The 10788-nt window shown below is 75.0% G+C and carries 11 protein-coding genes; 6 read left to right on the forward strand and 5 right to left on the reverse strand.

The features are described from left to right. Positions 1 to 33 precede the first annotated feature (33 nt). The 3 genes from OO47_RS30675 to OO47_RS30685 are packed head-to-tail and all read left to right on the forward strand — an operon-like array spanning position 34 to position 3405. The gene (locus OO47_RS30675; RefSeq protein ID WP_030219938.1) at positions 34 to 420 is read left to right on the forward strand and encodes a DUF485 domain-containing protein; all 387 of its coding nucleotides are present in this window, start codon (positions 34 to 36) and stop codon (positions 418 to 420) included. Between the two features lie 22 nt (positions 421 to 442). Next, positions 443 to 2200, forward strand: coding sequence for a sodium/solute symporter (locus OO47_RS30680; RefSeq protein ID WP_030219936.1), 1758 nt, complete (start codon positions 443 to 445; stop codon positions 2198 to 2200). Then, positions 2197 to 3405, forward strand: coding sequence for a histidine kinase (locus OO47_RS30685; RefSeq protein ID WP_030219935.1), 1209 nt, complete (start codon positions 2197 to 2199; stop codon positions 3403 to 3405). Before OO47_RS30680 ends, OO47_RS30685 begins: the two co-directional genes overlap by 4 nt. Positions 3406 to 3451: 46 nt before the next feature. Here OO47_RS30685 and OO47_RS30690 read toward each other — a convergent pair whose 3' ends face one another. Together OO47_RS30690 and OO47_RS30695 are read right to left on the reverse strand one after the other, a co-directional pair. Continuing rightward, positions 3452 to 3943 (reverse strand): hypothetical protein, encoded by a 492-nt coding sequence (locus OO47_RS30690; protein ID WP_033210903.1) that lies wholly within the window; start codon positions 3941 to 3943, stop codon positions 3452 to 3454. A gap of 223 nt (positions 3944 to 4166) precedes the next feature. Continuing rightward, entirely contained in the window at positions 4167 to 4712 is a 546-nt protein-coding gene (locus OO47_RS30695; RefSeq protein ID WP_030219929.1) for a sigma-70 family RNA polymerase sigma factor, read from the reverse strand. Between the two features lie 259 nt (positions 4713 to 4971). Here OO47_RS30695 and OO47_RS30700 point away from each other — a divergent pair, with 259 nt between their 5' ends. Together OO47_RS30700 and OO47_RS30705 are read left to right on the forward strand one after the other, a co-directional pair. Then, the gene (locus OO47_RS30700) at positions 4972 to 6207 is read left to right on the forward strand and encodes a CapA family protein (RefSeq protein ID WP_030219925.1); all 1236 of its coding nucleotides are present in this window, start codon (positions 4972 to 4974) and stop codon (positions 6205 to 6207) included. Between the two features lie 175 nt (positions 6208 to 6382). Continuing rightward, positions 6383 to 7276: a polysaccharide deacetylase family protein gene (locus OO47_RS30705; RefSeq protein WP_033210905.1), complete on the forward strand. Its 894-nt coding sequence runs from the start codon at positions 6383 to 6385 to the stop codon at positions 7274 to 7276. Positions 7277 to 7343: 67 nt separating this feature from the next. On the opposite strand, the gene OO47_RS30710 is transcribed toward OO47_RS30705, so the two are convergent. Next, positions 7344 to 8006: a class F sortase gene (locus OO47_RS30710; RefSeq protein ID WP_030219920.1), complete on the reverse strand. Its 663-nt coding sequence runs from the start codon at positions 8004 to 8006 to the stop codon at positions 7344 to 7346. A gap of 436 nt (positions 8007 to 8442) precedes the next feature. On the opposite strand from OO47_RS30710, the gene OO47_RS30715 reads away from it, so the two are divergent. Then, complete coding sequence (locus OO47_RS30715) at positions 8443 to 8997, forward strand: hypothetical protein (RefSeq protein WP_030219918.1); 555 nt, start codon at positions 8443 to 8445, stop codon at positions 8995 to 8997. 110 nt (positions 8998 to 9107) lie between these two features. Here the strand turns inward: OO47_RS30715 and OO47_RS30720 are convergent, their stop codons facing one another. Beyond that, positions 9108 to 9680 (reverse strand): hypothetical protein, encoded by a 573-nt coding sequence (locus OO47_RS30720; protein ID WP_030219914.1) that lies wholly within the window; start codon positions 9678 to 9680, stop codon positions 9108 to 9110. A gap of 166 nt (positions 9681 to 9846) precedes the next feature. Next, on the reverse strand, positions 9847 to 10611 hold the full coding sequence (locus tag OO47_RS30725; RefSeq protein ID WP_030219913.1) for a bestrophin-like domain: 765 nt from the start codon (positions 10609 to 10611) through the stop codon (positions 9847 to 9849). Positions 10612 to 10788: the final 177 nt, after the last annotated feature.

The raw sequence follows: 10788 nt of genomic DNA on the forward strand, positions 1-10788 counted from the left end.
ACCCGAAGTCCAGAGATGCCGGAGCGGACGCCGATGTCCGAGCACCACCCGCCGCGCAGACCCCGGCGCGAGACCGTCACCTACGCCTCCGCCCACGGCGCCGCCGGAGCCCCGGGCCCCGCCGGGCGGCCCCCCGCCCACCCCCCGGCCCGCTCCGAGATCGACGAGCAGACCACCCTCGGGCACACCTACGTCCGCTCCCTGATGCGCAGCCAGCTCCGCGCCGCCCTCACCGCCCTCGGCGCGCTCGCCCTGCTGGTCGGCTCCCTGCCGCTCGTCCTCGCGCTGCCCGCCCCCGAGGCCCTGGTCTGGCTCGCCCTCGGCGTCGGCGTCCACCCGGTCGTCTGGGGCATCGCCCACTGGTACGTCCGCCGCGCCGAGCGCAACGAACGCGACTTCACCGGCCTCGTCGAACGATGACCCCCTCCGCACGGACGCCCGCATGAACCGGACCCACGCCGTCGTCGCCGTCACCGCCGTCGTCCTCGCCACCGTCCTCATCGGCGCCCTCGGCCTGCGGATCTCCCGCACCACCTCCGACTTCTACGTCGCCTCGCGGACCGTCCGGCCGGGCCTCAACGCCGCCGCCATCAGCGGCGAGTACCTCTCCGCCGCCTCCTTCCTCGGCATCGCCGGACTCGTCCTCGTCCAGGGCCCCGCCATGCTCTGGTACCCGGTCGGCTACACCGCCGGGTACCTCGTCCTGCTCGTCCTCGTCGCCGCCCCGCTGCGCCGCTCCGGTGCGTACACCCTCTCCGACTTCGCCGAGGCCCGCCTCGAATCCCGGCGCGCCCGGCGGCTCGCCAGCCTCTTCGTCGTCGGCATCGGCTGGCTGTACCTGCTGCCGCAGCTCCAGGGCGCCGGGCTCACCCTGGAGATCCTCACCGGCGCCCCCGACTGGGTCGGCGGCCTCCTCGTCGCCCTCGTGGTCACGGGGACGGTCGCCGCCGGCGGGATGCGCAGCATCACCTTCGTCCAGGCCTTCCAGTACTGGCTGAAGCTGACCGCCCTGCTCGTGCCCGCCCTCTTCCTGCTCGCCGCCTGGCACGGGGACGGGGCGCCCCGCGCCCGCTTCGACGCCCCCGCCGTGCTGCGCGACCACACCGTCGTCCGGGTCGCCGACACGGTGCGCATCGGGCTCGACGCCCCGCTGACCGCCACCGTCACCGGCCGCGTCGACTCCGCCCCGTACACCGGACGGACCGTCACCCTCGGCCCCGGCACCCACCACGTCCTGGCCGGCACCACGCTCGCCTTCGAGCCGGGCGCGAAGCTCCCCGAGCGGATGGCCGGCGGCACCGACCCCCTCGGCTGGTCCCAGCCGCTGGCCGGCGGACGCGACGGACACCAGCTGTACGCCACGTACGGACTGATCCTCGCGACCTTCCTCGGCACCATGGGCCTGCCGCACGTCGCCGTCCGCTTCTACACCAGCCCGCACGGCCGCGCCGCCCGCCGCACCACCCTCGTCGTCCTCGGGCTCGTCGGCGCCTTCTACCTCCTGCCGCCGCTCTACGGCTTCCTCGGCCGGGTCTACGCCCCCGAACTGGCCCTCACCGGCTCCGCCGACGCCGCCGTCCTCGTCCTGCCCGACCGGATCCTCGGCGGGCTCCCCGGCGACCTGCTCGGGGCGCTCCTCGCGGGCGGCGCCTTCGCCGCCTTCCTCTCCACCGCCTCCGGGCTCACCATGTCCGTCGCCGGGGTCCTCACCCAGGACGTGCTCCCCTCCCGGGGCGTCCGGCACTTCCGGCTCGCGACCCTGCTCGCCACCGCCGTCCCGCTCGGCGTCGGGGTGGTCGCCTCCAAGGTGCCGGTCGCCGACGCCGTCGGCCTCGCCTTCGCGGTCTCCGCCTCCTCCTTCTGTCCGCTGCTCGTCCTCGGCATCTGGTGGCGGCGGCTCACCCCGCCCGGCGCGATGGCCGGGCTCCTGCTCGGCGGCGGCTCCGCCCTCGCCGCCGTCATGGCCACCCGGGCCGGGCTCGCGCCCGGCGGCTGGCCGCACACGCTGATGGCCTGGCCCGCCGTCTGGTCGGTCCCGCTCGGCTTCCTCACCATGGTCCTGGTCTCCCTCGCCACCCCCCGTCGGATCCCGCCCGGCACACCGGCGCTCCTCGCCCGCCTGCACCTCCCGGAGGAGATCACGGGGGCCGTCCCCGCCCAGGAGACCCGCCCGGACGCCCCTTCGGAGGTGCGCCGATGAGCGGCATCGCCCTCGCCGCCGCGGCCGCGGCCGGGGCCGTGCTGCTCGCCGCGGGCTTCGTCCTCGGCCGGTTCGCCGCCCGGCGCGGGGGCCGGGACGCCGACCCCGACCTCGGCACGCCCGTCGAGCGGGCCACCTTCCACACCCTGCACACCGCCTCGCTCGCCGCGCCCCCGCTGCGCGCCGGACTCACCGAGGAGACCGCCCGCAGGGCCGCCCGCACACTCCGCTCGCTGCTCGGCACCGAGGCGCTCTGCCTCACCGACCGGGGCGCGGTCCTCGCCTGGGACGGACCCGGCGAGGACCACCACCGCGCGCACGTCCCCGCCCAGGCCGCCGAGACCCTGGAGACCGGCCGCAGCCGCTCCGCCGACTCCGGCTGCGCCGACCCGGCCTGCCCGCTGCGCTGGGCGGTGATCGCCCCGCTCACCGGCGAGGACGGCGTCCTCGGCGCGCTCGTCGCCTACGGCTCGCGGGAGTCGGCCGTCCTGGTGCGGGCCGCGACCGAGGTGGCCCGCTGGGTCTCCGTCCAGCTCGAACTGGCCGAGCTCGACCGCTCCCGCACCCGGATCGTGGAGGCCGAGATCAAGGCCCTGCGCGCCCAGATCTCCCCGCACTTCATCTTCAACTCCCTCGCCGCCATCGCCTCCTTCGTCCGCACCGACCCCGAGCGGGCCAGGGAACTCCTCCTGGAGTTCGCGGACTTCACCCGCTACTCCTTCCGCAGGCACGGCGAGTTCGCCCAGCTCGCCGACGAACTGCGCTCCATCGAGCAGTACTTGGCGCTCGCGGGCGCGCGCTTCGGCGACCGGCTCAAGGTGACGCTCCAGATCGCGCCCGAGGTGCTGCCGGTGACCCTGCCGTTCCTCTGCCTCCAGCCGCTGGTGGAGAACGCGGTCAAACACGGCCTCCAGGACCGGGAGAAGGGCTGCCGGGTCGTCATCGCCGCCCGGGACGCGGGCGCCGAGGCCGTGGTGACCGTCGAGGACGACGGCATCGGCATGGACCCGGAGCTGCTGCGCGCCGTCCTGCGCGGGGAGCACCCGGCGGGCGCCGGCATCGGCCTCTCCAACGTGGACGAGCGGCTGCGCCAGGTGTACGGGACGGAGTACGGCCTCGTCATCGAGACGGGCGTCGGCGCCGGGATGAAGGTGACGGTACGGATACCCAAGTACCGCCCGGGGGTGCACCCTTCGGCCCCGTGAGTCCCGGCCGTGAGCCCCGTCCTTGAGCTCCGGCCGGGCGTCCCGGTCAGCGCAGGTGGAGCGAGAGGTGCGCGAGCGGCAGGCCCAGCTTCCAGGCGGGCAGCCAGATCTGCTCGCCCTCGTCGACCGGGCACCCCGGGTCGGCGTCCGCCCGGCCGTCGAGGTCGGCGGCGAGGATCCAGGTGTCCCGCAGCCGCCGCCACGCGGTCTCCGCGAGCGCCAGGTCGGGCCCCCCGCCGCCGGCCGCCTGCCGCCCGGCGAGCCGCTCCTCGACCCAGGGCGGCCAGGGGCGGTCGTACGCCGTGTGCCGCAGCCACTCGTCGATCCGGCCGGCGGGCGGCCGGTCCGGGTCCTCCGCGAGGTGGACGGTGAGGGCCAGGGCCCGGAGGCCCGCCCGGTACTCCAGCGAGCCGGGCGCGACGAGCGCGGCGGCCCGCAGAACCTCGTCGGCCAGGTACTCGGCGCACAGCCAGGCCATCGGGACGGCCAGGCCGCCGCCGCTCGTGCCGCCGGTGCCGTTCGTGCTCTCGGGCAGCAACGCTCCCACCTTCTCCCGGACATGACCGCGCGTGCGGGGCCGTGTGAGGGGCCCGGACGACGGGGCCCGGGGAAGAGCCTCCTCCGTGCGGGGCGCCCGCGGGTCCCGCTTTGCTCAACTCGCCCGAGCGGTTTCGGATACGTTCTCCGGCCGGATCGGTACGGGTGGGATTCCGGTCGCCGGGGGTGACGCGGGGGACGGCGGAGGCGGCCCGGGGCCGGGATCAGCGCCCCGCCGCCCCCGCGAGGCTCCGGCGCGGCCGGTAGCCGGGCAGCGACCGGCCCAGCTGCCGCAGGGCGTAGTGGGAGCGGGACTTGACGGTCCCGGCGGGGATGCCCAGCTCCACGGCGGCCTCGTTGACGGTGAGGCCGTGGAAGTACAGCCGGACGAGCACCGCCCGGTGTTCGGGGCTCAGCCCCCGGACGGCCGCCCGCACGTCGAGCGCGGCCTCGGCGGAGGCGGTGGCGTCGGCGGGGTCGGGCGTCACGGCGAGGACGCCGTCGCCGATTTCGGCGGGCCGGGCGAGGCGCGAGCGGCGCGCGTCGATGGCGAGGCGGCGGGCCACGGTGAAGAGCCAGGGGCGCATGGAGTCGTAGGGACTGTCGAAGGCCTCCGGGTGCTGCCAGGCCCGTACGAGGGTCTCCTGGGCGAGGTCCTCGGCCCGCTGCCGGTCCCCGTAGGTGAGGCCGAGCAGGAAGGAGAGCAGCGCGGGGCCGTGGTCCCGCTGCAACTCCTCCAGGGTCCGTTCGTCGGTCGTCGCCGTCGTCATGCTGCCCACCTCTCCCGCGGCTCGTCGTCGGCCCGTATACGAACGCATTCGGACGGCGAGGGACAGGGAACGGACATCGGTCTGCGACGAACGGTCGCACCGAGCGGCGAATGGTACGGCGAACGGTCGGACGGAGTCACTGCGTCCGTTTCAGCGGGGTTCGTGGGCTTGTGCGGCCTTGACCCTTGACTGCGGCTTCTCTCCGGGATCAATTCTTCAGAACAGATGTTCATCACATGATCTGGGTGGAGTGCCGCACATGACCTCACGCACCAGGCCCGCGAGCAGGACGGCCGCGCTCGCCGCCGTCCTGCTCGCGGCGGCGACCGGCTGCACCGGCGGAAGCGGCACGGGCGGCGGGAGCGGTCCGGCCGCGGGCGACGCCACCCCGAAGGCCACCGCTCCGGGAGCCGCCGGACGCCCCACCGGACCCTCCGCCGCCCCCGGCGCGGCCTCCGCGCCCGCCGGGTTCACCCTCGTGGCCTCCGGGGACGTCCTCCCGCACGACTCCATCATCCGCAGGGCGGCCGAGGACTCCGCGGGCGCCGGCCACGACTTCCGCCCCATGCTCGCCGGCGTGAAGTCCGTCGTCTCCGGCGCCGACCTCGCCCTCTGCCACATGGAGACCGTGTACGGGGAGAAGGGCGGGCCCTACACCGGCTACCCCGCCTTCAAGTCCCCGCCCGAGGTCGCCGCCGGGCTCAAGGAGACCGGGTACGACTCCTGCTCCACCGCCTCCAACCACACCCTCGACGACGGGGCGGCGGGCCTCGGCCGGACCCTCGACGCCCTCGACGCGGTCGGCATCCGCCACGCCGGATCGGCCCGTACGGCCGAGGAGGCGGCCCGGCCCACCCTGATGGAGGCGGGTGGCGCCACCGTCGCCCAGCTCGCCTACACCTACGACACCAACGGCCACCCGCTCCCGAAGGGGCGGCCCTGGGCGGTCGACCTGCTCGACGAGCGGCGGGTGGTCGCCGACGCGCGCGCGGCCCGCGCGGCCGGCGCCGACGTGGTCGTGGTCAGCGTCCACTGGGGCACCGAGTGGCAGACCGAGCCGGACGAGCGGCAGCTCTCCCTCGGCCGGGCGCTGACCGCCTCGCGGACCGGCGGCCGCCCGGACATCGATCTTCTCCTGGGTACGCATGCCCACGTTCCTCAGGCCTACGAGAAGGTCAACGGCACCTGGGTGGTCTACGGGATGGGCGACCAGATCGCCGGCGACATGATCAACCACCAGGGCGTCCACGACCCGCGCGGCAACCAGGGCAGCATCGGACGTTTCACCTTCGCTCCGCCCCGTACCCCCGGCGGGCGCTGGGAGGTCACCCGGGCCGAGTTCGTCCCCCAGTGGTTCGACACCGGGCGCGGCCGGGTGGTCAACCTCGGCGCCGACACCGGCGGGGACCCGCGCCTGGCCGCGATCCGCGACACGATCCGGAGGGTGGTGCTCAACCGGGGCGCCGGCGAGGACGGCCTCGTGATGGGCAAGTAGACGGGCGAACGGACGGGTGCGCAGGGGCGGGCGGCGGTACGGCGGCCACCGGGCCGGCGAACCGGTGGCCCCGCTGTCCGGTCGCCCTTCGCGACTGTCCGCCCAACGGGTGCTTTCGGACGGGCGGCCGGTGTCGCTGAGCCGCGTCGACCCTCATCCGTACGAACCATTGGTCATGAAAAAGGATCAGATGCCCAACGGGCGTCGAGCGGTGCTGCGGCTGGCCGCCGCGCTCGGCGCCACCGCCGCCGTCGGAGTCTTCGCCGCGGACCGGCTCTCCGCCCCCGACCGGGCCGCCGGTCCCGGCCCCGGCGGCGCCCCGGGAAGCGGGACCGGGACCGGGGCCGGACCCGGGTCTGCGGGCCCGGCCGCCGGTCCGCAGGCGGGGACCGCCCGGCTGCACCCGAACGCGTACCGCCTCCAGCCGATGACCGCCTACGCGCCCCCGGCGTACCGGCGCGCGCTGCCGCCCGTGCGGCAGCGGCCCTTCCTCAGCGTCTCCGGGGCCGGCCGCTCGATGGTGCTGACCTTCGACGACGGGCCCGACCCCCGCTACACCCCCGGCATCCTCGACACCCTGCGCCGGTACGACTGCCGGGCGATGTTCTTCGTCTGCGGCGAGATGGCCGTCGAGAACCAGGACCTGCTGCGGCGCATGTCCGCGGAGGGGCACGTCGTCGGCAACCACTCCTGGTCCCACCCCCTGATCCCCGGGCTGCGGCCCTCCCGCATCCGCGACGAGCTGGGCTCCACCAGCGAGGTCGTCGAACGGGCCCTCGGCACGGCCCCGCTCTGGTACCGCGCCCCCTACGGGGCCTGGAACCGGCACTCCTTCGAGATCGGCGCCGAACTCGGCATGGAGCCGCTCGCCTGGACCGTCGACACCCTGGACTGGCAGGAGCCCGGCACCGACTCCATCGTCCGCCGGGTCCTGGACGGCGCGGCCCCCGGCGTCGTCGTCCTCAACCACGACGCGGGCGGCGACCGCTCCCAGAGCGTGGCCGCGCTCCGCCGCTACCTGCCCGAACTCCTCGACGCCGGCTACCACGTCACCGTCCCCCGGCGCTGACCGGCCGGACACGGGAGAGGGGCCCGGCACTTCAGGTGCCGGGCCCCTTTCCTCTCGTGACGGCGGGTCAGCGGGAGCCGACCATCCGGGCGTAGACGACGACGTTCCCGTCGTACCCACGCGCGCGCGTGTACCCGCCGCCGCAGGTGATGACCCGCAGCTCCGGCTGCCCGGTGTCGGCGTAGACCCGCACGCCGGGGAAGTTGTCCTTCGCGTACACCTCGACGCCGTAGATCTCGAAGACCGCGACCCGGCCGTCGTACCGCTCGACCTCGACGTGCTGGCCCTTCTCCAGGGAGCCGAGACCGTAGAAGACCGCCGGGCCCTGGGTGTTGTCGACGTGTCCGACGACGACGGCGGTCCCGCGCTGGCCGGGGGAGATGCCGTTCTGGTACCAGCCGGCGAGGTTGGCGTCCTGGGGCGGGGGCGCCGCCACCCAGCCGTCCGGGTCCAGGCCCACGTCCATGATCGGGGCCGCGACCCGGATCGCCGGGATCTTGATCCGGGAGGCCGGGGCGAAGGGCAGCGGCTCCAGGCCGGTGGCCGCGGAGGGGGCCGCCGGGGCGGTCGGGAGCGCCGCCGGCCGCGCGGCCGCGGCGGGCTGCGGCGGCCCGGAGGCGACGTCCACCCCGTTGCGCATCATCGCGAGCCCGGACAGCATGGCGAGGGCCAGGACACCCCAGGGTTGGAGTCTCCTGCGCTCGGAGACGCGGAAGTCCTTCGGGGGCATGGTTCTCCCTTCGTGGCGTCGTCAGAACGGTAAGGGCGGCCCGGCGGTACGTCGCGCCGGACGGTCCGAACGGGTGGGGCCCGCCCCTCCCGGACCACCCCGGGCGGACGACGCACGGACCGGCGGAGGAGCGGCTGAGGAACGGCTGAGGACCGGCTGAGGGCGGTTGAGGGCCGCCGGACGGCCGCCGGACGGGCCGACAGGTGGGTGACGCCGGGCTGACCCATCCGAGTAATCGTCAGATAAGCAGCTCAGAAGCCCCTGACCTGCGCCTACGGCACGTCCGGGACCCTCCGCCCCGGCGTGTCGCCTCACCGGAGTGGCCCAGTGCCGACATGCGTGTTCCGTCACGAATGGTGATGGTTCGTCATGGAAGGCGTACTCGTCGAAACTCCCGGAGCACCGCTTTGGGGCGTCTTCCACTGGAGGTTCAACCATGCGTGCTGCACGCACTCTGGCGGTGACCGCCACCGCGATCGCGGCGGTCGGGCTCGCGGCCCCCCTCGCCGCCGCCGACCACGGGCCGACCACCGTCCTCAGCGGCGGTAACAGCGGTGGGAACGGCGGTGGGAACGGTGGCGGCAACGGCGGCCCGACCGACGTCACCGTCAACCCCTACGACGTCCACCCCGGTTCGACGCTCACGATCACCGCGCGTGGCTGCAACCGCGGCGGCACGGTCACGTCCAACGCCTTCCCCGAGACCACCCTGTCGGGCAACAACAACGGCGTCTCCACCGCCGTCGCCCGCGTCTACAACCACGCCACCCCGGGCAACTACAACCTGGCCGTCCGGTGCAACGGCAGCTCCTCCGTGGTCACCCAGTCGTTCCGGGTCCTCCCGGGCCGCGGCGCGCAGGGCGGCCTCGGCGGCTCGCTGGCCCCCAGCTCCACCGAGATGGCCATCGGCGGCGGCCTGGTCGCCGCGGCCGCGCTCGGCGGCGGCCTCTTCATCGCCCGCCGCCGCCGTGTGACCGGTGCGGGGGTCTGACCGGCCGAACCTCCCGGTCGGCCCGCCGTGCCCGTCGCCCCCGGGTCCTCGTCAGGACCCGGGGGCGACGGGCGTCCGAGGGCGCCCGCGCCCCCGCGTCCCGCCGCACCTCAGTGGCGCCGGGACGCGGCGGTGCGACGGCGCACCACGTAGAAGACGCCGCCCGCGGCGGCCAGGACGAGCGCTCCGCCCGCGGCCAGTTCGACGGGACCGGCCCCGTCGTCCACCGAACCGCCGAGACCGCCCTGCACGCCCCGCGGGGGAGTGAGGATCGTGGAGCGGATCGTCGGGGTGGCGGTGGGAGTGGCCGTGGCACCGCCGGCGATCGTGAGGTCGACGGTGTCCTGGACGCCGCCCGTGCAGTTGAACGCGACCGTGTAGACGCTGCCGGGCCGCACGTCCAGGTCCACGGTGGCGGTCGCCGTCGCCCCGGGGGCGATGACGGCGGTGTCGAAGACACCGGCCGCGGCCGTCGCGGTGCTGGCGCAGCCGGGGGCGCTCAGGGTCACCCGGCCGCCGGGCGAGACGACCGAGGGCGAAACGACGAAATCGCCCGGGGCCTTGGCGCCCCTCGCCCGCGGGTTGGGTGCCGGGGCACCCTCCGTCGCGACGGCGAAGGGGGCGGCCAGGGCGAAGGCGGCCACCCCCAGCAGGGCGGTGGATGCGGCACGTATCGCGCGCATGGTGAATCCTCCGGGTCCCGAGGGGCAGCCGCGGAAGGGGGTTCCCGCGAAGGGCCTGCGTGCACCTCGATGCCCGAAACGCTAGGAGCGCGTCACCACGCCCGCGATCCCAGAGGTGCGAACGGGTCACGCGTGTCCCCCGTGCGGCCCACCCGGGTGGCGCTCCTCATCCGTCGAGCCGCGGGAACAGGTCGGTGAACGGCGTGGTGGTGGCCGACATGCCCCGGCCGTACGGGGCGTCGAAATCCCAGATGAGGAAGAGCAGGAAGGCGATGAGGACGCTGAAGAGCCCGGCGAGCAGCAGTTCCCGCCCGGTCCTGCGGATCTGGAGCGTGAAGATCAGGCCGACCGTCACCAGGGCGCCGACGATCAGGCCGAACCACACCACCCCCGGCATGGTCTCGCCCGCGTTCTGCCCGCGCGCGTTCCGGGCGTCGTCGACGGCGGCCACCTGGTCCACGAGGGGCTGGTACGCCTGCCCCTCGAAGTCGTTCGCCGGCCGGTAGTCGGTGACGCTCCGGCGCACCTTCTCCAGGAGCGCGGTGCCCTCGTCGCTCAGCTCGCCGGTCTCGGACATGTGCTTCCACTCGTCGTGGACCACATGGGAGGCGTACGCCTCGACGTCGGCGCGGATGCGGGCGCGGACCTCCTGCGGGTAGACCTCGGCGCGGGCCGAGATCTCGTGCAGCGCCTGGGCCTCCTGCCGCACGGTCTCCTGGGCGGCGCCCCGCGCCTCCCAGACGCCGGCGATGGCCAGACCGAGGACGATGGCGTAGATCACGCCGATCATCATCGTCATGTACTCGATGACGTCCGGGGTCTCGCTGGGGTCGTCGTCCTCGGGGATCCGGCGGTGGTTGATGACGACGATGGTGAGCACGACGGCACAGGCCGCCGCCATCGCGAGGGACAGGACGAGCCATTCGGACACGGATTCCTCCGGTGGGATCGGTGGGGTGGGCGGGGCAGGTGGGGCGGGTGGGTTCAGCGGGAGCGGGAGCGCAGGATCGCGGTGGCGAGGACCGCCGGGGCGATGATCACCAGCGTCGTGGTGAGGACGGACGTGCCGCCCTTCGGCTGGGGGCGGGTGGCGGGCCGGTAGTGGGGG

This window comes from Streptomyces bikiniensis (genome assembly GCF_000716625.1).
GTDB lineage: Bacteria > Actinomycetota > Actinomycetes > Streptomycetales > Streptomycetaceae > Streptomyces > Streptomyces bikiniensis.

Excerpts from the sequence above, each read along its gene's own strand:
- OO47_RS30675 (WP_030219938.1), top strand. The coding sequence starts at position 34 with ATGTCCGAGCACCACCCGCCGCGCAGACCCCGGCGCGAGACCGTCACC.
- OO47_RS30680 (WP_030219936.1), top strand. The coding sequence starts at position 443 with ATGAACCGGACCCACGCCGTCGTCGCCGTCACCGCCGTCGTCCTCGCC.
- OO47_RS30685 (WP_030219935.1), top strand. The coding sequence starts at position 2,197 with ATGAGCGGCATCGCCCTCGCCGCCGCGGCCGCGGCCGGGGCCGTGCTG.
- OO47_RS30695 (WP_030219929.1), bottom strand. The coding sequence starts at position 4,712 with ATGACGACGGCGACGACCGACGAACGGACCCTGGAGGAGTTGCAGCGG.
- OO47_RS30700 (WP_030219925.1), top strand. The coding sequence starts at position 4,972 with ATGACCTCACGCACCAGGCCCGCGAGCAGGACGGCCGCGCTCGCCGCC.
- OO47_RS30705 (WP_033210905.1), top strand. The coding sequence starts at position 6,383 with ATGAAAAAGGATCAGATGCCCAACGGGCGTCGAGCGGTGCTGCGGCTG.
- OO47_RS30710 (WP_030219920.1), bottom strand. The coding sequence starts at position 8,006 with ATGCCCCCGAAGGACTTCCGCGTCTCCGAGCGCAGGAGACTCCAACCC.
- OO47_RS30715 (WP_030219918.1), top strand. The coding sequence starts at position 8,443 with ATGCGTGCTGCACGCACTCTGGCGGTGACCGCCACCGCGATCGCGGCG.
- OO47_RS30720 (WP_030219914.1), bottom strand. The coding sequence starts at position 9,680 with ATGCGCGCGATACGTGCCGCATCCACCGCCCTGCTGGGGGTGGCCGCC.